General features: G+C 34.6%; 27 protein-coding genes and 4 tRNA genes. 30 read left to right on the forward strand and 1 reads right to left on the reverse strand.

Annotated elements, in window-relative coordinates; genetic code table 11:
• Position 1: 1 nt before the first annotated feature.
• The gene (gene mvk / locus C683_RS02055; RefSeq protein WP_009488857.1) at positions 2-916 is read right to left on the reverse strand and encodes a mevalonate kinase; all 915 of its coding nucleotides are present in this window, start codon (positions 914-916) and stop codon (positions 2-4) included.
• A 153-nt stretch (positions 917-1,069) separates the two neighbouring features.
• Here mvk and C683_RS02060 point away from each other — a divergent pair, with 153 nt between their 5' ends.
• From C683_RS02060 to xerD, 30 genes are all read left to right on the forward strand, one after another.
• Positions 1,070-3,238, forward strand: a complete 2,169-nt coding sequence (locus tag C683_RS02060) for a HelD family protein (RefSeq protein WP_009488858.1) — start codon at positions 1,070-1,072, stop codon at positions 3,236-3,238.
• Positions 3,239-3,297: 59 nt separating this feature from the next.
• Positions 3,298-3,534, forward strand: a complete 237-nt coding sequence (gene secG / locus C683_RS02065; protein ID WP_009488860.1) for a preprotein translocase subunit SecG — start codon at positions 3,298-3,300, stop codon at positions 3,532-3,534.
• Positions 3,535-3,639: 105 nt separating this feature from the next.
• A complete protein-coding gene (gene rnr, locus C683_RS02070) occupies positions 3,640-5,967 on the forward strand; it encodes a ribonuclease R (protein ID WP_009488862.1) in 2,328 nt (775 codons plus the stop codon).
• 9 nt (positions 5,968-5,976) lie between these two features.
• The gene (gene smpB / locus C683_RS02075; protein ID WP_009488864.1) at positions 5,977-6,438 is read left to right on the forward strand and encodes an SsrA-binding protein SmpB; all 462 of its coding nucleotides are present in this window, start codon (positions 5,977-5,979) and stop codon (positions 6,436-6,438) included.
• Positions 6,439-6,735: 297 nt separating this feature from the next.
• Positions 6,736-7,452: a F0F1 ATP synthase subunit A gene (atpB, locus tag C683_RS02080; protein WP_040388588.1), complete on the forward strand. Its 717-nt coding sequence runs from the start codon at positions 6,736-6,738 to the stop codon at positions 7,450-7,452.
• A gap of 17 nt (positions 7,453-7,469) precedes the next feature.
• Positions 7,470-7,688: a F0F1 ATP synthase subunit C gene (gene atpE / locus C683_RS02085; protein ID WP_009488868.1), complete on the forward strand. Its 219-nt coding sequence runs from the start codon at positions 7,470-7,472 to the stop codon at positions 7,686-7,688.
• Between the two features lie 41 nt (positions 7,689-7,729).
• The gene (gene atpF, locus C683_RS02090; RefSeq protein ID WP_009488870.1) at positions 7,730-8,260 is read left to right on the forward strand and encodes a F0F1 ATP synthase subunit B; all 531 of its coding nucleotides are present in this window, start codon (positions 7,730-7,732) and stop codon (positions 8,258-8,260) included.
• Complete coding sequence (gene atpH, locus C683_RS02095; RefSeq protein ID WP_009488872.1) at positions 8,247-8,795, forward strand: ATP synthase F1 subunit delta; 549 nt, start codon at positions 8,247-8,249, stop codon at positions 8,793-8,795. Before atpF ends, atpH begins: the two co-directional genes overlap by 14 nt.
• 22 nt (positions 8,796-8,817) lie before the next feature.
• A complete protein-coding gene (gene atpA, locus C683_RS02100; protein WP_040388589.1) occupies positions 8,818-10,326 on the forward strand; it encodes a F0F1 ATP synthase subunit alpha in 1,509 nt (502 codons plus the stop codon).
• Between the two features lie 11 nt (positions 10,327-10,337).
• A complete protein-coding gene (locus tag C683_RS02105; RefSeq protein WP_009488876.1) occupies positions 10,338-11,237 on the forward strand; it encodes a F0F1 ATP synthase subunit gamma in 900 nt (299 codons plus the stop codon).
• A gap of 44 nt (positions 11,238-11,281) precedes the next feature.
• Entirely contained in the window at positions 11,282-12,691 is a 1,410-nt protein-coding gene (gene atpD / locus C683_RS02110; RefSeq protein ID WP_009488878.1) for a F0F1 ATP synthase subunit beta, read from the forward strand.
• 12 nt (positions 12,692-12,703) lie between these two features.
• Entirely contained in the window at positions 12,704-13,129 is a 426-nt protein-coding gene (locus C683_RS02115) for a F0F1 ATP synthase subunit epsilon (protein WP_009488880.1), read from the forward strand.
• Between the two features lie 158 nt (positions 13,130-13,287).
• Entirely contained in the window at positions 13,288-13,500 is a 213-nt protein-coding gene (locus C683_RS02120; RefSeq protein WP_425277607.1) for a DUF1146 family protein, read from the forward strand.
• 56 nt (positions 13,501-13,556) lie between these two features.
• On the forward strand, positions 13,557-14,828 hold the full coding sequence (gene murA, locus C683_RS02125; protein WP_040388606.1) for a UDP-N-acetylglucosamine 1-carboxyvinyltransferase: 1,272 nt from the start codon (positions 13,557-13,559) through the stop codon (positions 14,826-14,828).
• Positions 14,829-14,839: 11 nt separating this feature from the next.
• Entirely contained in the window at positions 14,840-15,013 is a 174-nt protein-coding gene (locus tag C683_RS06465; RefSeq protein ID WP_009488884.1) for a DNA-directed RNA polymerase subunit beta, read from the forward strand.
• A gap of 35 nt (positions 15,014-15,048) precedes the next feature.
• Positions 15,049-15,357: a membrane protein insertion efficiency factor YidD gene (gene yidD, locus C683_RS02130; RefSeq protein WP_040388591.1), complete on the forward strand. Its 309-nt coding sequence runs from the start codon at positions 15,049-15,051 to the stop codon at positions 15,355-15,357.
• Positions 15,341-15,574: a DUF2969 family protein gene (locus tag C683_RS02135; RefSeq protein WP_009488888.1), complete on the forward strand. Its 234-nt coding sequence runs from the start codon at positions 15,341-15,343 to the stop codon at positions 15,572-15,574. Before yidD ends, C683_RS02135 begins: the two co-directional genes overlap by 17 nt.
• A gap of 148 nt (positions 15,575-15,722) precedes the next feature.
• A tRNA-Gln gene (locus C683_RS02140) sits at positions 15,723-15,792 on the forward strand.
• A 31-nt stretch (positions 15,793-15,823) separates the two neighbouring features.
• Positions 15,824-15,904: transfer RNA gene (locus C683_RS02145), tRNA-Tyr, on the forward strand.
• A gap of 5 nt (positions 15,905-15,909) precedes the next feature.
• Positions 15,910-15,981: transfer RNA gene (locus C683_RS02150), tRNA-Gln, on the forward strand.
• Between the two features lie 14 nt (positions 15,982-15,995).
• Positions 15,996-16,067: transfer RNA gene (locus C683_RS02155), tRNA-Gln, on the forward strand.
• A 70-nt stretch (positions 16,068-16,137) separates the two neighbouring features.
• Positions 16,138-16,845, forward strand: a complete 708-nt coding sequence (locus C683_RS02160) for a GntR family transcriptional regulator (RefSeq protein ID WP_009488890.1) — start codon at positions 16,138-16,140, stop codon at positions 16,843-16,845.
• Between the two features lie 4 nt (positions 16,846-16,849).
• Complete coding sequence (locus tag C683_RS02165) at positions 16,850-17,485, forward strand: YigZ family protein (RefSeq protein ID WP_009488892.1); 636 nt, start codon at positions 16,850-16,852, stop codon at positions 17,483-17,485.
• A gap of 46 nt (positions 17,486-17,531) precedes the next feature.
• Positions 17,532-18,857, forward strand: a complete 1,326-nt coding sequence (locus C683_RS02170) for a helicase-related protein (protein ID WP_009488894.1) — start codon at positions 17,532-17,534, stop codon at positions 18,855-18,857.
• Positions 18,838-19,512, forward strand: coding sequence for a ComF family protein (locus C683_RS02175; protein ID WP_040388592.1), 675 nt, complete (start codon positions 18,838-18,840; stop codon positions 19,510-19,512). The genes C683_RS02170 and C683_RS02175 overlap by 20 nt, the downstream gene beginning before the upstream one ends.
• A gap of 101 nt (positions 19,513-19,613) precedes the next feature.
• On the forward strand, positions 19,614-20,183 hold the full coding sequence (gene hpf / locus C683_RS02180) for a ribosome hibernation-promoting factor, HPF/YfiA family (protein ID WP_009488898.1): 570 nt from the start codon (positions 19,614-19,616) through the stop codon (positions 20,181-20,183).
• Positions 20,184-20,301: 118 nt separating this feature from the next.
• On the forward strand, positions 20,302-20,643 hold the full coding sequence (locus C683_RS02185) for a phage holin family protein (protein WP_009488900.1): 342 nt from the start codon (positions 20,302-20,304) through the stop codon (positions 20,641-20,643).
• Between the two features lie 99 nt (positions 20,644-20,742).
• Positions 20,743-21,600 (forward strand): CvfB family protein, encoded by an 858-nt coding sequence (locus C683_RS02190; RefSeq protein ID WP_009488902.1) that lies wholly within the window; start codon positions 20,743-20,745, stop codon positions 21,598-21,600.
• 1 nt (position 21,601) lies between these two features.
• Complete coding sequence (locus tag C683_RS02195; RefSeq protein ID WP_009488904.1) at positions 21,602-22,066, forward strand: Fur family transcriptional regulator; 465 nt, start codon at positions 21,602-21,604, stop codon at positions 22,064-22,066.
• The gene (gene xerD, locus C683_RS02200; RefSeq protein WP_009488906.1) at positions 22,066-22,947 is read left to right on the forward strand and encodes a site-specific tyrosine recombinase XerD; all 882 of its coding nucleotides are present in this window, start codon (positions 22,066-22,068) and stop codon (positions 22,945-22,947) included. Before C683_RS02195 ends, xerD begins: the two co-directional genes overlap by 1 nt.
• Positions 22,948-22,949: the final 2 nt, after the last annotated feature.

A 22,949-nucleotide genomic window follows, 5' to 3' on the forward strand; every position in this document is an offset into this window, starting at 1 on the left:
ATCACTCCTTTAAGTGAAAATGCCAAACATATTTTGCTTCATTTTGTAAATGTTGGCAAATTATTTTTGTTTTTTCAGGGGGACAAAGTGCAATCATACAACCACCACGGCCCCCGCCGGTTAATTTACTTCCATAAGCACCATATTGATTTGCAATATGAATTAAGCGTTCTAAAGCTGGATGGGAGACACCAATTTCCTTTAATTCCTTTTGGGCTGCTGTTAATAATTGTCCTAAAGCAGGAACATTGGCAGCTTGAATTTCTTTTTTAGCTTCTTTTGTTAATTTTCCTAACTTTTGAATCGCTTCTTGATAATTTTTTTCTTGATAATGTTCTTTTACCCATTGGACAGCTTCTTTTGTATTTCCTAAAATTCCTGTGTCTGCCACAATTAAATCAGCATTCAAAGACAAAGGTAAAATTTCCAATGCTTTCTCTTTAATAAAATAACAAGCATAAGAATGAGTAGTAGCAATCGCATCAATACCACTAGGACGTCCATGCGTAATTTTTTCTGCCTCATTAATGAAGAGACATAATGTTTCTTCGGATAATGGTTTTTCTGCCAAGTCAAAAATTGCTTTAATAATTGCCCCAGCGACAGCAGCACTTGATCCCATTCCACGTTCTTGAGGTAAATCACTTTGAATTTCTACGGATAAAGGGAAAGAAATGCCACATTTTTGACAACTAGTTTGGATGGCTACTTGTATATTTTTTAAGGATTCAGGTAAAGATTGTATCGGTCCAGTATATAAATTACAATTTAAGGTTCCAATCGCTGCTTTTTCTACTTTTGCTTTTACTTGCAAAGAAAGAAGAGGGATTGCGATACAAGGTTCACCATAAACCACGGAATGTTCACCCATTAAAATTGCTTTTCCATGGGTAATGCCAATACCTTTTGTTTTCATTTTTGTTCCTCTTTCTTTATTGTCACTTCTTATCGGTTATAATAGGATAAGAGTGAATATCTCTCGATTATTTTAACATACCGACGATAGTAAATATAGGACAAGCATCGTTTTCTTAATATATTTATATGAGTTAAAAAAGGAGTGGACATAATGACTACATGGGATGAGGAACAATTACATATTAATGAAGTAGCCCAAGATTTAGTAACCCAAGTTAAAACAATAAAAAAACAAAAGAAAGAAATTGCTCAAAGGCAGCAAAGAGCTTTACAAAACAAAAAAATTCCAATTAAAGATGGAAATGAACAAGCTTTTTATGAGTCTGCTGTAGAATGGAAGCAGTTTGAAGATGAATTACAAATTAATGAGCAACTTTGGGAACAATGGGCTAAGAAAGAAAAATTATATGAAAAAATGGTAGGAAATCCATATTTTGGGAAACTCTATGTGCAATTAGATGGTGAACCATTAGCTATTTATTTGGGATTAGCTAATTTTGGACCAGATGAAAACCCAGAAATCTACGATTGGCGAGCACCGATTGGTGATTTATTTTATCAAGATAAATTAGGAGAAATGAGTTATGCTTTAGAAGATGGAAAGAAACAAACCGCATACTTAGAAAACAAACGTCAATTTGTCATTGAAAAAGGTCAATTAAAAGTTATGGCTGATACAAAAGAAACGATTGTCGATCAAATTCTATTACAAGCCTTAGAAGAAAAAAGTCAAGCACACATGAAAGAAGTGGTCACAACGATTCAAAAAGATCAAAATACAATGATTCGAGATCCACATCGACATGTATTAATTGAAGGGGTAGCTGGAAGTGGGAAAACGGTAGTTTTAATGCAACGAATTGCTTATCAAATGTATCGCCAACGTAAGTATATTAAAGCAAATGAACGATTAATGTTTTCTCCTAATCCTATCTTTAGCGACTATATTTCGCAAGTTTTACCTTCTTTAGGAGAAGTTGATATTCAGCGGTTAGAATGGGAAGAATGGATTTGGCAGCTTGTTCCATATCAAAAAGAAGAAACGAAAAAAGAATTTTTAGCGTTCGAAGAAGAATTGTTATCAACGAAAGGATTACAATTATTAAAAGAATATATAGATACATTACCAAAACGAGGATTGCAATTTCGAAATATTGCGTTTGGTTTACCAAAGGAAATGGAACCAAAACTTTTATTTAGTAAGAAAAAGTGGCAAGAACTTTATCAATCATTACCCGCTGAAGGTTCTCCAGCTCAGAAAATGGAAGTTTTGCGACAAAAAGGGGAACGTGCATTAGAAAAAGTGCAACAACGTTATGTGAAAAGTCAAGAATTTGCGGAGTTGTTTGAACTATATGCGCCAGAATCGTTAGATCAGCTTCAACAACAAGTAGCACCAGAACAACTAGAGGAAGTTGTGACCGATCAATTATTGGATGCCATTTTTTATACGGCAAAGCGAGCCATTCAACAATTGAAATTTGTTCATTTGCCAAAGCAATGTCTTGACTTTTATCAATGGGTACTAGCAAAAGAAGAATACGCTTTTGCCAAAGGATATGCCGAATATTTTATTGCAAATATTAAAAATCATCAGTTAACTGCTGTACAAGCAAAATTCTTCTTATTCTTCCAACAGTGGTTAACTCCTAAAACATTGCGTCAAAATTATGAATCAATTTTTGTCGATGAAGTACAAGATTATAGTGGACTTGATTTTTGTCTTTTAAAATTATTATTCCCTCATGCAGAGTGGACCCTTTGCGGAGATTATCATCAATTATTAGCAGAACGAACGAGTGTTTTACCTCTTTTAGATGAAATTTTCCAAACAAAATTTGTACGTCATCAATTATTGACCAATTATCGTAGTACACAAGAAATTACACGTTTTAGTAATGCGATTATGGGGCTAGAATTAGAACAATCGATTTCAATTCGTCAAGGAGAAGTTCCTACTTTTATCCATAACTTGTCAGAATTAAATGATAAAAAAGAAGAACGCATTGCTTTTATTGCACCAACCAAAGAATTAGCTAAAGAGTTTTATGAAGAACATAAGAGAGATCTGCCTTTGCAATGGATTTCTCATCAAAAAACGCTACCTGAGACAGGCTATTTTGTTTTAGAAGTTGCTTTAGCCAAAGGGTTAGAGTTTGATGAAGTAGTCATGGTAAAAACAAAAGCAGAACAAAATAAAAATATTCTTTATACAATGGCTACACGCGCGATGCATCATCTATGGATTTATACTTCAAAAGAAGAAGTGCCAGCATGGTTAAAAAATATCCCCAATACGCTCTATCAGAAGAAAGACTAGAAAAAAAAGAACTTCTATGATAGAGTAAAAAGGTAGAATAGAAGAGAGGACTGTGAATTATGTACAATGCGCTGGTTGTAATTTTAATTATTATTTCCATTTTAATTATCGCTACAGTGATGATGCAACCAAGCAAGCAAAATAGTGCCGCTTCTGCCTTTACTGGTGGAGCAGACCAATTATTTGGTAAGCAAAAAGCACGCGGATTTGTAGCTGTAATGCAACGTGCTACAACAGTTTTAGCAATCTTGTGGATGGCAATTGCACTAATTTTAGCAATAATGAATGCGAAATAAAAGTAGACACCTGATTTTCTCAGGTGTTTATTTTTTTAATCGATAGATTTAGGGTATGTTATAATAGATGAGACTAAAGAAAAACGAGCAGAAAGGAGAATCGATATGAAGATAAAACAAGCGATTACTCAGTTATTAGAAGAACGACCGATGACAGTAGAAGAATTGTCACAACAGTTGCATCTAACAAAAAGTAAAGATTTTAAACAATTAGTGAAGACAATTACAATTTTAGAAAGTGAACACTGTATCGAATTAATGAATGATGGTAAATTACGTTTACCCCAAGAAGAAGTATATTTAGAGGGGACTTTTCGTGCCAACGACCGTGGGTTTGGATTTGTAACCATTGATGAAGAAGAGCCAGATATTTTTATTCCTAAAGGTAAAACCAATTGGGCAATGAATGGTGATACGGTAAAAATAGAAATTACAAAAACAGCAAACCCATGGGAAGATAAAGCAGCGGAAGGAAAAGTAGTATCTATTTTACATCGAGCAATTACAGAAATTGTCGGTACGATTCATTGGCATAAAGAAGAATGGTCAGAATCTTATGCGATGTTAGAGCCTCAAGATAAAAAATTAAAATCTCTTCCTATATTAGTGAATGGTGATGGATTGCACCCAGAGGAAGGGAGTATTTGTTTAGCTAACGTTGTTTCTTATCCAACCGCAGAAAAAATGATGGAAGTTGCTGTTGTTGAAACGATTGGACACAAGGATGACCCTGGAGTAGATATTTTATCCATTGTCTTAGCTAATGGCATTGATCCAGAGTTCCAAAAAGAAACATTGGAAGAAGCTGCACAAATCCCAGCTGAATTAGATGAAAATCATTTAGATGAGACTCGCCGAGACTTACGAGAAGAACAAATTATTACTATTGATGGAGATGAAACAAAAGACTTTGATGATGCGGTTCATGTACATAAAAATGAGTTAGGACATTATATTTTAGGAGTACATATTGCCGATGTAGCTCATTATGTCAAAGAAAATAGTGCCATTGATCGTGAAGCACAAGGACGTGGGACAAGTGTTTATTTAGTAGACCGAGTAATTCCCATGTTACCTCGTCGTTTATCAAATGGCATTTGTAGTTTAAATCCTCGTGTTGCTCGTTATACCTTAAGTTGTGAAATGGAAATTGATACTAAAGGAAATATTTTACGCTATCAAATTTTTAAGAGTATCATTAAGACTTGTGAACGAATGACTTACCGTCACGTAAACCAAATTTTAGATGGGGACAAAGAATTAAATGAACGCTACCAAGCGATTGTTCCTATGCTTAAAGAGATGAAAGAATTACATCAAATTTTAGAGAAAAAACGTGAAGAACGTGGCGCTATTTCTTTTGAAGATACAGAAGCAAAAATCAAAGTGGATGAAGAAGGGAAACCAACTGAAATTGTTCTTCGTCAACGTGGAATTTCAGAAAAAATGATTGAATCCTTTATGTTAGCTGCAAATGAAACAGTAGCTTATCATTTCAATCAACATCATTGGCCTTTTATTTACCGTGTGCATGAGCAACCGGATGAGAAAAAAATTCAACGCTTCTTTGAATTTATTACAAATTTTGGATTAACCGTAAAAGGAACAAAAGACCATATTGATTCTAAAAATTTACAAAAATTATTAGATGAAGTGAAAGGTTCTCCAGAAGAAGCAGTGATTAATACAATGCTTTTACGTAGTATGCAACAAGCGAAATATGACACACAACCATTAGGACACTATGGATTAGCAGCGAGAGATTACACTCACTTTACTTCACCTATCCGTCGTTATCCAGACTTGATGGTTCATCGCTTAATTCATGAATATGTGTTAAATCATCAACATCGTGATGAATATTGGGAAGAACGTTTACCAGAAATTGCTAGTCATAGTTCAGTGATGGAACGAGTAGCAGTAGATGCTGAACGTGAAGTAGATGCAATGAAAAAAGCAGAATATATGATGCCTTATGTCGGACAAACGTTTACTGGAGTCATCAGCTCAGTAGTAAAATTTGGTTTATTTGTTGAATTGGAAAATACGATCGAAGGATTAGTTCATATGACTACCCTGGATGATTATTATGAATTCTTTGAAAATCAAATGGTTTTAATTGGAAAGAAACATCATCGAACTTATCGTATTGGCCAACAAGTAGAAGTTAAATTAGTAAAGGCAGATCCAGAAACAAGAGAAATTGACTTTGTAATGGTAGGAGATGTGGCTCAGCCAAAAGAAAAACAGCCTCATCAAGGACGTTCACAAAAGAAAACGAAGAAAAAACGCCAACAACATACTATAGAAGGTAAGCGTAAAGATAAGAAAAAAGGTACAAAAGGGAAATCAAGTAAAAATAAACCAAAAGCGAAAAAGAAACCCTTTTATGAAACCGTAGTGAAGAAGAAGAAAAAACGGAAAAGAAAGTAGGAAAAGAGTATGCCAAAAGGGGAAGGTCAAGTAATTGCGCAAAATAAAAAAGCGCGTCATGATTATACGATTTTAGAAACTTATGAAGCTGGAATTGTTCTGCAAGGAACAGAAATTAAGTCTATTCGTAATCGAAGAGTAAATTTAAAAGATGGATTTATTCGTGTACGTAATCAAGAAGCATTCTTATATAATGTACATATTAGTCCTTATGAACAAGGGAATCTTTTTAACCATGATCCTTTAAGAACAAGAAAATTACTATTACATAAGAAACAAATTAAAAAGTTAGCGGAAGAACAAAAACAAAGTGGGATTACTATTGTTCCTTTAAAAATTTATTTGAAGGATGGATTTGCTAAAGTTTTGATTGGTGTAGCAAAAGGGAAGAAACAGTATGACAAGCGTGAAGCTTTAAAAGAAAAAGATATGAAGCGAGATATTCAACGTACATTGAAAAATCGTTATTAAGAAGAGGGGTTTACCTCTTCTTTTTTTGTTTATGAGAAAATTTCTCATCTTAAATTATTAAGAAAAGTTTAAATTTTTCGGAAATTATTGAGAATGTAAATGATAATCGCTCTTGGAAAACAAAGGAAAATCGCGATGTTTTTGTTTTATTTCAATAAGTTGAAGCATAAAGAAAGCGTTTCATTTTTTTACTCTGGTTTTTGTTTTTTTTAATTAATGATGGTAGTATTAGAAAGTGAAAATAGAAGTTATAAAATTTCATTTTCAACGAATTTATTGGAAAGAGAGGTGAAAGGAATGCATGAACAATCATGGACATTTTCTATTTTGGGAATTCATTTTGATGGTACCGTGTGTTCAATGATTGCTTTAACTTGTGTCATCGTATTTCTATTTATCTTCTTATGTTCAAGAAATATGAAATTACGACCAAAAGGGAAGCAAAATGTTTTAGAGTATGTCATTGATTTTGTTAATAACATCATTAAAGACAACTTATCTGAAAAAGAAGTACCGACTTTTAGTCTTTTTGCTTCTGTTTTATTCTTATTTATCTTAGTAGCCAACGTTCTAGGATTAGCCACTAAGATTACCATCGGCGAAGATGTAAGTTTTTGGAAAAGTCCAACAGCGGATCCAACCATCACTTTAACCTTAGCCTTTATTATGATTTTATTAACAAGTTATGTCTCAGTGAAACGATTTGGATTTAAGAAATATGTTCGTTTGAGTTATATGAGTCCAATGCCAGGATTACTACCAATTAAAATCTTGGAAGAATTTACTAACGTTTTAACATTGGGCTTACGTCTATACGGAAATATTTTTGCCGGTGAGGTATTATTAACCTTAATCGCTCAATTTGGATTACTAAATGGAGCAATGTTCCCAATCGCCATTCCTATTGAAATGATTTGGCAAGCATTCTCTATTTTCATCGGAGCTATCCAAGCATTCATCTTTGTGACATTAACAATGGTATACATGTCACATAAAATTAGCGAGGAGCATTAATTTAGGAGGAATTTATTATGGATTTAAACACAATCGCAGCAGCAATTGCCGTATTCGGTGCAGCATTAGGTGCAGGTATTGGTAACGGTGCCGTTATCTCAAAAACAATTGAATCAATGGCTCGTCAACCAGAAATGAGTAAAGAATTAAGAACACAAATGTTTATCGGTGTAGGTTTGATTGAAGCGGTGCCAATTATCGCAGTCGTTGTAGGTCTATTATTAATCTTTTTATAAGATAAAAAGAATGATTGATATGAAAGGAAGTGCCCGACAAGATGACATCAACATTATTGGTTGCTGCAGGAGCTAGTCAAAGCACAACCATTGGAAACATCCTTTTTGTCAGCATTTCATTCTTATTACTTATTTTTTGTGTCAAAAAGTTTGCATGGGGAAATATCACAAAGATTTTTGATGAACGTGCAAATAAAATTGCCAATGATTTAGATAGTGCAGAAGAAGCACGAGTAAGAGCAAGTGAATTGCAACGACAAAGAGAAACAGAATTGAAAAATGCACGTCAAGATTCAATGAAGATTATTAATGATGCAAAAGATACAGCATCTAAAAATAGTCAACAAATCTTATCTAGTGCTAAAGAAGAAGCGCAAATGATTCAAAAACGTGCGCAACAACAAATTGATTTAGAAAAACAACAAGCTTATGCTTGTGTAAAATCTGATATTGCAAGTATGTCTTTGCAAATTGCACAACAAATTTTAGAAAAAGAATTAGATGAGCAAACACATCAAGCATTGATCCATTCATGTATTGAAGGGTTGGAAGAATATAATGAAACTCGATAAATATGAAATTGGAAAACGTTATGGTAAAGCCCTTTTTGATCTTGCAGTAGAACAAGGGAATGCCAAAGAAATTTATCAACAATTACAAACGATTCAAGAAGTGTATGCAACAACTCCAAAGTTGCAAGCTTGTTTATCTTCTGCTCAATTATCAGCAGAAGATAAAAATCAAATGATGCAACCATTAGTAGCACAAACAGGAGGGATAGTTACTTCTTTTCTTGAAGTAGTACAATCTCATCAACGTTGGGCAGAAGTTCCCGAAATGATTGCAGACTTTGCGAATCGTTTAGCCGAAGCGCAACACATTATTACCGGAAAAGTTTGGAGTGTTCTTCCTCTTTCTAAAGAACAATTAGAAAAAATCGAGAAAGAAACAGCACAAATTTTAGGTTATGAACATGCGCATTTAGAAAATGTAATTGATACGAGTATTATTGGTGGCATCAAAATTGAAGCAAACCATTATGTAATTGATCGTACATTACAAAAGAGAATTCAAATGATGTCAAAAGCACTTATGCTAGAGGCATAATTACAATAGAGGGGAGAAACGTGTGGGCATGAATGCTGAAGAAATTAGTACATTAATTAAAGAACAGATTGCCAATTATAAAGAAGTACTCTCAGTAGATGAAGTAGGTACAGTAACTTATATTGGTGATGGCATTGCCCGTGCAAATGGTTTAGATAATGCCATGAGTGGTGAGCTATTAGCTTTTGAAAATGGCGCATACGGTATGGCTCAAAACTTAGAATCCAATGATGTTGGTATCATTATTTTAGGTGATTATGAATCTATTCGTGAAGGAGATAAAGTATCTCGCACAGGCAAAATTATGGAAGTACCCGTTGGAGAAAGCTTAATTGGACGTGTTGTCAATCCATTAGGTCAACCCGTAGATGGTGAAGGACCTATCGTTACTGAAAAGACTCGTCCAGTAGAAGCAAAAGCTCCTGGAGTTATGCAACGTAAATCTGTAACAGAACCATTACAAACAGGATGGAAAGCGATTGACGCTTTAGTTCCAATTGGTCGTGGACAACGTGAATTAATCATTGGGGACCGTAAAACAGGGAAAACATCAATTGCAGTAGATGCAATTTTAAATCAAAAAGATCAAGATATGATTTGTATCTATGTAGCAATTGGGCAAAAAGAATCTACGGTTCGTTCTGCTGTAGAAACTTTACGTCAACATGGAGCAATGGATTACACAATTGTTGTAACTGCAAGTGCTTCTCAACCAGCCCCATTACTATATCTAGCACCTTATGCTGGAGCTGCAATGGGTGAAGAATTTATGTATAACGGAAAACATGTATTAGTGGTATATGATGACTTGTCAAAACAAGCTGCCGCTTATCGTGAAATTTCCCTATTACTACGTCGTCCGCCAGGACGTGAAGCTTATCCAGGGGATGTATTCTACTTGCATTCTCGTTTATTAGAACGTGCTGCCAAATTAAATGATGAATTAGGTGGCGGTTCAATGACAGCCTTGCCTGTTGTTGAAACACAAGCAGGAGATATTTCTGCTTATATTCCAACAAACGTAATTTCTATTACTGATGGACAAATCTTCTTAGAAAATGATTTGTTCTATTCTGGAGTTCGTCCTGCGATTGATGCTGGTTTATCCGTATCTCGTGTAGGGGGATCTGCGCAAATTAAAGCAATGAAAAAAGTTGCTGGTACTTTACGTTTGGACTTAGCAAGTTACCATGAATTAGAAGCCTTTACTCAATTTGGTTCAGACTTAGATGAAGCGACTCAAGCAAAATTAAATCGTGGTAAACGTACCGTTGAAGTATTAAAACAAGGATTACACCAACCATTAGCGGTAGAAAAACAAGTATTAATTATTTATGCTTTGACGCATGGATTCATTGATAATATTGAATTGGATCAAGTATTAGATTTCCAAAATGGACTATTTGATTATGTAGAAGGACATAATCCAGAAATCTTATCTGTAATTAAAGAAACAAAAGATTTACCAGACGAAGAAACTTTAGATCGCTTATTAAATGAGTATGTAGAATTATTTTTACATAAAGGATAAGGAGGAAGACAATGGGAGCCTCTTTAATGGAAATTCAACGTCGTATTGAATCTACAAAAAAAACGAGTCAAATTACCAGTGCGATGCAAATGGTATCAGGATCCAAATTGAATCGTTCTGAAGAAGCTGCATATAATTTCCAAATTTATGCAGATAAAGTACGACAAATTACTACTCAAGTTGTTGCTTCACACAGTGAGTTTGAAGATTCTAGTTCCAAAGAAGGAATGGAATTTCATTGTATGTTACGACAAAGAGAGATTAAAAAGACTGGATATCTAGTAATTACAACGGATAAAGGATTAGCTGGTGGTTATAATAGTGCCGTAATTCGTCAAACGTTGAATGTAATGGAAGAAAAAGGACACGATAAGGAAGATAGTGTTTTAATGGTAATTGGTGGAAATGGAGCTGACTTTTTCAAAGGTCGAGGTTATAATGTCGCTTATGAATTACGTGGATTAAGTGATCAACCAAACTTTGATGAAGTACGTCAAGTTGTGCGTAGTGCAGTACAAATGTATCATAATCAAGTTTTTGATGAATTATATGTTTGCTACAATCACCATGTTAACTCTTTGACAAGTCAGTATCGCATGGAAAAGATGTTACCTATTAATGACCTAGATCATACAGAAGCTCAAGAATTTGAAGTGGACTATTTATTTGAACCTTCTGAAGATGCGATTTTGGATAAATTATTACCACAATATGCAGAAAGTATGATTTATGGAGCTATTTTAGATGCTAAAACTGCTGAACATGCTGCTCGTATGACAGCGATGAAATCAGCGACAGATAATGCTCATAACATTATAAGTGATTTATCAATCACTTATAACCGAGCACGCCAATCTTCTATTACACAAGAAATTACAGAAATCGTCGGCGGAGCCGCAGCCTTAGAATAGAAGAAATAGGAAAGGAGAAACTACAACTCGTAGTACAAAGAGATATGAACACAGGGAAAATTGTACAAGTAATCGGACCTGTTGTGGATGTAGAATTCTCTGATCGTACAGCGTTACCTGATATTAATAATGCTTTGTATGTTTACAAAGGCTCAGAAGAGGATAAACAGAAAGTAGTATTAGAAGTAGCTGTCGAATTGGGAGATAGTATCGTTCGTACGATTGCTATGGAATCAACAGATGGATTACAACGTGGAATGGAAGTTCTAGATACAGGAGCACCAATTTCTGTACCTGTTGGAACAGAAACATTAGGTCGTGTCTTCAATGTTTTAGGAGATACTATCGACTTAAAAGAACCATTCCCTAAAGAAACAGAACGTAGCTCTATTCATAAGAAAGCTCCAAGCTTTGATGAATTAAGCACAAATACAGAAATTTTAGAAACAGGGATTAAGGTTATTGACTTATTAGCTCCTTACTTAAAAGGTGGTAAAATCGGTTTATTCGGTGGTGCCGGAGTTGGTAAAACCGTTTTAATTCAAGAATTAATTCATAATATTGCACAAGAACATGGGGGTATCTCTGTTTTCACTGGTGTAGGAGAACGTACTCGTGAAGGGAACGACTTATACCATGAAATGAGTGAATCTGGAGTTATTAACAAAACAGCCATGGTCTTTGGACAAATGAATGAGCCACCAGGAGCACGTATGCGTGTTGCCTTAACAGGGTTAACGATTGCTGAATATTTCCGTGATGTAGAACATCAAGATGTGTTACTATTCATCGATAATATTTTCCGTTTCACTCAAGCTGGTTCTGAAGTATCTGCCTTATTAGGTCGTATGCCTTCAGCCGTAGGATACCAACCTACATTAGCTACAGAAATGGGTCAATTACAAGAACGTATCACTTCAACAAAACAAGGTTCTATCACTTCTATTCAAGCGATTTACGTACCAGCGGATGACTACACAGACCCAGCGCCAGCTACAGCCTTTGCACACTTAGATGCAACGACAAACTTGGAACGTAGTTTAGCAGCCCAAGGGATTTATCCAGCGGTCGATCCATTGGCTTCTTCTTCTAGTGCGTTAGCACCAGAAATTGTTGGTAAAGAACATTACGAAGTAGCGACTCAAGTTCAACATATTTTACAACGTTACCGTGAATTGCAAGATATCATTGCGATTTTAGGTATGGATGAACTTTCTGACGAAGAAAAAGTATTAGTTGGACGTGCACGTCGTATTCAATTCTTCTTATCTCAAAACTTCCACGTAGCTGAAACTTTCACTGGTTTGAAAGGTTCTTATGTTCCAGTTAAAGAAACTGTTCGTGGATTTAAAGAAATCTTGGAAGGAAAATATGATCATTACCCTGAAGAAGCTTTCCGTAATATTGGTTCTATCGATGAAGTTGTAGAAAAAGCGAAAAAAATTGGATATTAGTGAGGGAAGCGTATGGATGAACATATGATGATCGTCAATATTGTTACACCTGATGGTTTAGTATACGACCACCATGCAAAAATGGTGATTGCGAAAACTGTTGATGGTGAAATTGGATTGATGGCTAACCATGCTCCAATTATCGCTCCATTGGACATTGACGTTGTTCGAATTAAGCGTTGTGATAGTGATAAGCACGTAGATTGGATTGCTGTAAATGGTGGAATTTTAGAAATGCGTGATAATCTAGTATCTATCGTCGCTGATTCTGCAGAACGGGAACGTGATATTGATGTGTCACGTGCAGAACGAGCTAAGATTCGTGCCGAAGAAGCTGTTGCAAGAGCAAAAGAAGCGAAAGATGTTGATGAATATCGTCGAGCAGAAATTGCGCTCCATCGTGCCATTAATCGTATTAATGTATCAAGACATCGTTAATAAATAATAAGGTACTCTTTATAAAAGGAGAGAATTTAGTGAAACTTTTTCTTTCCTTCTTATAAGGAGTGCTTTTTTTATTTTCATTTGTTACATACTATGATAAAATGAAAGGCGGTACTAGAAGGAGGGATGATATGGTTTATGGCTTTGAAGCAATGGTTTATATTTTATGTCATCTAATGTTTATTTATTTAACCTTTTGGGCATTGCAATCTTTACGTTTGGAAAAATGTTTTAAAAAGGGATATGCTAAACAGATTCGAATACTGTATTTATTGTTATCAATAGCCATTGGTTTTACAGTAAGTTCTTTCTTCTTGCAAGTGATACAGTTATTTAAAAATTTTGTATTCACTTTCGTAAAGTAAAAAATGAAATAAGATAAATGGAAATGAAAAAAGATCGTCTAGAAGGAGTTATGAAGATGGAATATATTTTAGTGCGCGGAGGACATCCATTAGAAGGTAACGTAAAAATTGAAGGAGCTAAAAATGCAGTTCTTCCCATTTTGGCAGCAACATTGTTAGCTTCTGAAGGAAAAACAATTTTACATAATGTTCCTATCTTGTCTGATGTTCTAATTATGGAACAAATTATTCGTGCTTTAAATGTAGATATTGAATTTGATCGTGAAGAAAATACTATGGTCATTGATGCTACTAAACAATTATTAGTAGAAACTCCATATGAATATGTTAGTCAAATGCGTGCTTCTATTGTTGTTATGGGTTCTTTATTAGCACGTAATGGTCATGCTAAAGTAGCAATGCCAGGAGGTTGTGCAATTGGTAAACGTCCAATCGACTTACACTTAAAAGGATTTGAAGCTTTAGGAGCAACAATTACTCAAACAGCGGGTTATATTGAAGCGAAAGCTGATCATTTACATGGAGCACATATTTACTTAGATTTCCCAAGTGTTGGAGCTACGCAAAATATTTTAATGGCTGCCGTTTTAGCAGAAGGAGAAACAATTTTAGAAAATGCTGCTCGTGAGCCAGAAATCGTTGATTTAGCAAACTTATTAAATAAAATGGGTGCAAAAGTGCGTGGAGCAGGAACAGATACGATTCGTGTAACTGGGGTATCTTCTTTACATGGCGTAGAATATAATGTCGTTCAAGACCGTATTGAAGCAGGTACTTTCATGATTGCAGCTGCAATGACAAAAGGAAATGTATTAATTGAAGATGCGATTGTTGAACATAACGTTCCATTAATTTCTAAATTAAAAGAGATGGGTGCTACGATTGAACAAGAAGAACAAGGAGTTCGTGTTATTGGTCCAGAAAAATTAGAAGGAACAACGATCCAAACCATGCCACATCCAGGTTTCCCAACAGATATGCAAGCACAAATGTCTGCTATTCAATTAATTGCAGAAGGTCCAAGTAAAATTACTGAAACTGTGTTTGAAAATCGTTTCCAACATTTAACACAAATGGCACGTATGGGCGCACAATTTACTATCGATGGAAATGTTGCTCATATTGATGGAGGAAATCCATTACAAGGAACAGAAGTTGAAGCTACGGACTTACGTGCAGCAGCAGCTTTGATTTTATTAGGATTATGCGCAGAAGGAGAAACAAAAGTAACACACTTAGAATTTTTAGATCGTGGTTACTATGATTTCCATAATAAATTAAAAGATCTAGGAGCAGATATCGAACGCGTGAATCCAGACGAAAAATAAAAGGTTGACCAATGAAAACAAGAAATAAACGCTTTTTACAACGACTACTTCTTATTTTAGTCATCTTCATTCTTTTATTTCTTATTGGAGTGGTTGTAGGATTTGTTGTAGTCGGAAAAGGATCATGGTCCTCAATCTTTCAATGGGATACTTGGCAACATATTTTTGATTTTTGGAGAAGTTAAGCTTCTCCTTTTTCTTTTAGAAAGGAAGAGAAGATATGCTCAAAAAAATTGTGTTAAAATTAATCTTTTTTTACCAAAAGTATATTTCTCCTGGATTACCTCGACGTTGTCGTTATTATCCAACATGTTCTCAATATATGGTAGACGCGATTCAAGTGCACGGAGTGATAAAAGGTGGTATAATGGGAGTTGCTAGAATTTTACGTTGTCATCCTTTCATAAAAGGAGGTATTGATTACGTGCCTTTAAAATTCAGTATTTTTCGTAATCATGATGAATGCTATCATGGTCCATATACAAAAGAACATATTCAAGAGGAGTTAAAACATGAGCAAAAAAAATAAAGATTTAGAAGTAATGGAAAAATCAGTAACAATCCAACGTGATGGAAAAAATTATTCAGCTTCTGAATTTTGGTTAGGAAAAAAATGTATGGGAACAATTGTTGATTTAGATGGGAATTTTGAAGTAACTGTTGAACCAGAAAAAACAACAATGCGTGTTCGTAATTTTTCAGATGGGATTGAATACCTATTAAAAGAGTGGAATTTACATCAATAAAATTTTTTTCAAAAAAAATTACAAAAAAGTCTTGCCAAATAATAAAATAACAGTTATTATATAGGAGTCAGGTTGATACGACAGGACAAAGGGAGGAGTAGCGAAGTGGCTAAACGCGACGGACTGTAAATCCGTTCCTTCGGGTTCAGTGGTTCAGCCAAGCGGTAAGGCAAGGGACTTTGACTCCCTCATGCGTTGGTTCGAATCCAGCTACCCCAGTTAGAAAATAGAATATATTCTCTAAATTAGGGAGGAGTAGCGAAGTGGCTAAACGCGACGGACTGTAAATCCGTTCCTTCGGGTTCAGTGGTTCGAATCCACTCTCCTCCATTGATTGGGGTATAGCCAAGCGGTAAGGCAAGGGACTTTGACTCCCTCATGCGTTGGTTCGAATCCAGCTACCCCAGTTTATAATTTATTTTGGGGTATAGCCAAGCGGTAAGGCAAGGGACTTTGACTCCCTCATGCGTTGGTTCGAATCCAGCTACCCCAGTCTGCTACATCCTTGGTTTCGAGGGTGTATTTTTTTTGTAGAAAAAATGAGAGGATCGAAGGGGAGCATTATGTCAGAATCAACACCGATTTATATGCGTATTCATGATCAGATTCAGCAATGTATTGAAGAAGGGAAATGGCAAGTAGGAGATCGTTTGCCAGCGGAAAGAATTTTAGCGGAACAATTTTCAGTTAGTCGTATGACTTTACGTCAAGCCATCCAAACCTTAGCAGATGAAGGAATATTGGAACGTAAAGTAGGTTCAGGAACTTATGTCGCCAGCCAAAAAGTACAAGAAAAAATGTCTGGAATTACAAGTTTTACAGAGATTATTGAAAATCAAGGAAAAATTCCTTCTAGTAAAACTGTGTTTTATAAAGTGGTCAAACCAAATTTACAAGAACAAGAGGCGCTTCAGATTGATGGTGAAGATAAAATTGTTCGTATGGAGCGTATTCGTTATGCGAATGAAATTCCGATTTGCGTAGAGACCACAAGTATTCCCTACGAATTTATTATGAATTTAGATAAAACAGAAATTAGTTCTTCTTTGTATGCAACGTTAGCTAAAAAAGAGAACTTACGCCTTGGAAAAGCGGTGCAACATATTACAGCTTCTTTAGCTTCAGATAAAATTGCGGATCTTTTAGAATTAAAAGTTGGAGAGCCAATTTTACAATTGAGACAAACTACCTTTTTAAAAGATGGGCGTCCACTAGAATATGTTCGTAGTAAATATGCAGCCCATCGTTTTGAATTTGTATTGGAGAAATAGTTAGATGTACAGTATACAAAAACCAGCTCAAGCGGAAATTGAAATTAAACATTCTCGTTTTATTTGTTACCTTTATCCGGTTCAAACAGAAGAAGAAGCAAAAGAATATATTCAAAAACATAAAAAAGAGGAATGGAAAGCAAATCATCATTGTAGTGCTTTTATTTTAGGAGATAAACAAGAAATTCAAAGAAGTAATGATGATGGGGAACCAGCAGGTACTGCGGGAATGCCTATTTTAGAAGTTTTACAAAAAGGAGAACTGACAAATATTGTTGCCATTGTTGTTCGTTACTTTGGGGGAATCAAACTAGGAAAAGGTGGATTGATTCGTGCTTATTGCCAAGCAACAAAAGAAGCATTAGAACAGGCGATTATTGTTGAGAAAAAATGGCAAAAAGAGGTAACACTATCTTATGAGTATGCTTTGATTGATTCTTTGCAATATTATTTATCTCAAAATCAATATGTAATTGTAGATACTACTTATACAACAGAGGTTTCTACTCATTTAATGATTGATGTCGAAGAAGAAGAAAACTTTTGTCAATCTATTGAAGAACGTTTTGCTTCAAAAATTCGTCTTTGTTGGGGAGAAGTTCAAGAAATCGAAGTTCCTGTTTCACCTCCTCTTCTTTAAAAACAAAAATCCCTTTACTTTCGTATAGAAGAGTGGAGGGATTTTTATGTTAGGTCATCAATGGAAAAAAGAGCCAACAAAAGAAAAGAGAAGATTTATTTTAACAAGAAAAAAGGTCTTTTATCCTTATTATTATGCAGTAGAACAGATTCCAGCACTAGAAATAAAAGAGAATAAAATCTATTGTCATTTTTGTCATCAATGGACAAATAAAGAAGAAGCAACGTTACCCAATGGAAAATTCTATTGTCCACATTGTATTTCTTATGGAAGAATAACGAATCAAGATCAAATTCTACGTTGTCCTTTTCCTAAAAATAAAAAGCAACAATTACAGATTTCTTGTGCTTGGCAAGGATCGCTTTCTCCTTATCAACAAAAGACAGCCAATGACTTATTGAGACTTTATCAAAAAGAGGAACGAATGGTTTTATTTGCGGTTACTGGAGCTGGGAAAACAGAAATGTTATTTCTCCTTTTAGAACAAGAATTACAAAGAGGAAAACGAATTGCTTATGTTTCACCACGAGTGGATGTAATTAAAGAATTATATCAACGTTTTTCCGCAGCTTTTCCAATGATTCCTATTCCTATTTTATATGGCGAATGCCATGATTATTTTCTTAGTGAGTTTGTAGTTTGTTCCATTCCCCAATGTATACATTTTTATCAAGCTTTTGATTTGATTATTGTAGATGAAGCAGATGCTTTTCCTTTTGCTAATAATACTTTGCTACATGCAATGGTAGACCATGCTTGTCAACCCGATGGGAAAATTCTTTTTATGACGGCCACGATGAATCAAGAATTGAGCACTTATCCAAAATGCCATCTTCCATTACGTTATCATCTACAACCCTTACCTGTTCCTCAATTTATATTTTTCCCTAAAAAAGGATGGCAAAAGTGGTATTATAAAAAGAAAATCAAAGATCAATTAAAGAAGACTACACGACGGGTTTTAGTTTTTTATCCTAGTATTTATCAACTAGAAGCAGAATTTTTGACTTGGGAAAAGTGTTTTCCTAATTTAAAGATTGCTTGTGTTCATAGTAAAGATCAACAGCGAGGAGAAAAAATTCAAGACTTTTACCAAGAAAAGTATGATCTTTTATTAACGACAATGATTTTAGAACGCGGAGTAACTTTTTCCAACATCGATGTTTGGGTCATGCATGCAGAGCATCCTAATTTTAAAAGAGAAGTGTTAGTGCAAATTGCAGGACGTGCAGGAAGGAAAAAAGATTTTGCTACAGGAAAGGTTATCTTTTGGTCAGAAGGGGAAACCATAGCAATGCAAAAAGCGAAAAAGGAAATTATGGATAATAATAAGAAAGGAGAGAAATTAAAACATGAAATGTCTATTTTGTAAACAAGAGTATCATCCTAGTTATTCAATAAAAGACTTACTGTTCCATCCTTTTTTAGGACAAGCTTCGTTATGTCCTAATTGTTCTCAAGCATTGCAGAAAGTAGATGCAAAAGAAGAACGTTGCCCATATTGTGGACATCGAGAGGTGCCCTGTCAAGAATGCGAACTTTGGCGGGAGCAATATCACTTACAACATCACTCTCTTTATTACTATGATGACTGGGGAAGAGAATTTATGGAACGTTATAAGATTAAAGGTGAGTATTCCTTGCGTCATTGTTTTCAAAAAGAAATCTATATTGCATTACATTCCTACCAAAAAGAAGGATTTATTTTATGTCCGATTCCTTTAACAAAAGCAAAACGAGAACAACGTGGTTTTTCTCAAGTAGAAGGATTATTAGAATTTAGTCATCTTTCTTATTGTTCTTTTTTAGAAAAAATCCATGAAGAAACACAGGGATTAAAAAATAAAGCGGAACGTTTAAAAACTCCATATATGTTTGCTTTAAAAGAGGGTAGTGTCGTGAAAGATAAAAAAATTTGTCTTGTGGATGATATTTATACTACTGGACGTACGATTACTTATGGTTATGATTGTTTACAAAAAGGGGGAGCCAAGGAAGTAGTTAGTTTTTCTTTATGGCGAGCATAAGACAAATTATTTGAGGTTTATGTCATAATTTTCTATAATGAAGGTAGAAAGAAAGGGGTTACAACTCTTTCTATTCTATCCATTGAAGGGAGTTTTGGTGTATGTTTAAATATGTCATTCGTGGAGAAAATATTGAAGTTACAGATGCAATTCGTGCTTATGTGGAAAAGAAAATTGATAAATTAACTCGTTATTTTAATCAAGTTCCAGAAGCAACAGCACATGTAAATCTTCGTGTGTATCCTGAACGTTCTACAAAAATTGAAGTAACGTTACCATTACCTTATTTAACTCTACGTGCAGAGGAAATGAATCCTGATTTATATAGTGGAATTGATTTAGTAGTAGATAAACTAGAACGTCAATTACGCAAATATAAAACAAAAATTAACCGCAAAATGCGTGAAAAAGAGAAATTTTCTGAACATTTACATAACTTAGAAGTATTAGCTGCCCAAGAAGAAGCTGATGAATGGGAAGAAGAAAAACAATTTGATATTGTTCGTACAAAACATGTCAATGTAAAACCAATGGATAGTGAAGAAGCAATTTTGCAAATGAATATGTTAGGTCACGATTTCTTTATCTTTGAAGATGTAGATCACGGTGGAGTAAGCATCGTATATCGTCGTAAAGATAAAAAATATGGGCTAATTACAACAGAAGAATAAAAAATAAGAGGGGTTTTCCCCTCTTATTTATTTTGTTTTTAGACAGAGGGAGAAAATTATAGTAAGATAACGATATGATAAATTCGAATCCATATCGAAAGAAAAGAAAGGATATACTATGTCATTGATTCAAAGAATTATTGTCAATGTATTAACTTTTATTTCATTGACAGTATTATTTCCCTCTATGGTTCATGTAGAAAGTTTATGGTATGCAATATTAGCTGCTTTTGTGCTTGCTTTTTTAAATATGTTTATTGCACCCATCCTAAACCTTTTAACACTACCATTAACCTTACTTACTTTTGGTTTATTTAGTTTTATTATTAATGCTGGAATGTTAGAATTAACCAGTTTCTTTGTAAGTGGTATCCAATTTTCTAGTTTTTGGTCTGCCTTATTGACCGCTTTTGTTTTAAGCTTAGTTAATGGAGTAGTAATTAAGAATAATATGATATAAGAGGAGCGACAACTCCTCTTTTTCCATGGATTCGAACATGGAGGGCAAGCGGAAATTATGATAAAATAAAAAGAAGATAAAATCGAAGGAGAAAGCATATTGAATACAGAGATTGCGACTGTAATTGTCGGAATGGTTACCGATGAAAATGAAAAAGATTATTTTGTTCAAAAAAAAGGAATTACTTATCAATTAAGTAAAAATGAAGGGGAACATCGTTTAGGAGATCATGTAGAGGGATTTGTTTACCGTAACCAAAAAGGTCAATTAAAAATGACGACAAAAATCCCTCGTATCCGTCAAAAGCATTATGCCTTTGGTGTGGTAACAAAAGTACGTAAAGATCTAGGAGTCTTTGTTAATATTGGCTTACCAGATAAAGATATTGTTGTATCTTGTGATGATTTACCAGCATTAACTCAATTATGGCCTAAAGAAGGGGATCATTTGATGATTTCTTTAACAGTCGATGAAAAAGAGCGTGTATGGGGAAAATTAGCCAGTGAAAATGTCATTCGCTCTGTAACCCGTCGTGGTACAAAAGAAGAACATAATCAAAATGTAGAGGCCATTGTAGTACAACCTAAATTGGTAGGAACTTACGTCTTAACTACACAATATCAATTAGGATTTATTCATCCAAGTGAGCGCTATGTAGAGCCAAGATTAGGAGAAAGAGTTTCTGCTCGAGTAATTGGTGTTCGTCCTGATGGTGTTTTAAATTTAAGTTTAAAACCAAGGGCGCACGAAGTAATTGCACCAGATGCGGCAATGATTATGACTTTTTTAGAGCAATCTCCATTAGGAGCTCTTCCTTTTAGTGACCGCTCTACCCCAGAGGAAATTCAAAAACAATTTGCTATTAGTAAAGGACAATTTAAACGAGCATTAGGAAAATTATTGAAAGAAGGAAAAGTCTACCAAAAAGATGGTTGGATTTATTTGAAAGAGGAGTAAGATGGATAAAAAGGAAAATCCAGTGTTATTAACGACCATTCAAAGCTATTTACATCAACATGGATATAAGCTGACACCACAGCGAGAAGAAATTATTCGTGTGTTATTACATACTAGAGATCATTTATCTGTGGAAGATATCTATTCTATTTTAAAACGTCAAAATTTGAATATTGGACTAGCAACTGTATATCGAACAATGGATATTCTTTATGATATTAAAGTCGTAGATAAAGTATCCTTTGGCGATCATATTGTTCGCTATGAGTGGCGAAAAGAAAGCTTAAATCGTGCTCATCATCATTTGTTTTGTACTGAATGTGGAAAAATTATTGAATTAGATGATGATTTATTAAGCATGCTTGATCGTGTGATTCGAGATAAGTATGAGTTTTATTTAGAAGATCATCCTTTATCATTATATGGAGTCTGTGCAGATTGTAAGCATAAAAAAGAGGAAAAATAATGGAAGAAGCAATTTTAGATTACTTACATTTTTTAAAAGTAGAAAAAGGGTTATCTAAAAATACATTAGAAAGCTATCAAAGAGACCTTTTGCATTTTATGCAAGCGATGCAAGAAAAAAAGAAAACAAAATGGTCGGAAGTGACAAGAACCGATATTTTAGCGTTTTTAGAAGAAAAAAAAGAAAACTATGCAGCCAGTTCAGTGAATCGATATATTTCAGCTTTACGTCAGTTTTATTTATTTTTGCGACAAGATAAATGGATTGAAGAAAATCCGATGCAGTATATTGATACACCAAAAAAAGTGCAACATCTTCCTGATACTTTGACCTTAGAAGAAGTGGAGCGAATTTTGGAAACTCCAGATACAAAAGACCCTTTAGGATTGCGTAATCGTGCGATTTTGGAAGTGATGTATGCGACAGGATTACGAGTATCGGAATTAATTCATTTACAACAAAAAGAACTTCATTTAGCAATGGGCTTTATTCAAACCATTGGGAAAGGAAATAAAGAGAGAATTATCCCGATTGGAGATGTAGCCGTACGTTGGTTGGAACGTTATTTTTCTGAGGCTAGACCACGATTAGTTAAAGGAGAAGTGCCTGAAGTATTTGTTAATGCTCATGGTAGACCATTAACTCGACAAGGAATTTGGAAAAATATTAAAGCGATTGTGCGAGATGCAGGAATTAAAAAAAATGTTACTCCGCATACGTTACGCCATAGTTTTGCGACTCATTTATTAGAAAATGGAGCAGATTTACGTATGGTTCAAGAATTATTAGGACACGCGAGCATTTCAACTACGCAAATTTATACCCATGTAACAAAACAAAGAATGGCCAAGATTTATCAAGAATTTTTCCCAAGGGAGTAAGC

Origin of the sequence: Catellicoccus marimammalium M35/04/3, from assembly GCF_000313915.1 — a bacterium.
Lineage (GTDB): Bacteria > Bacillota > Bacilli > Lactobacillales > Catellicoccaceae > Catellicoccus > Catellicoccus marimammalium.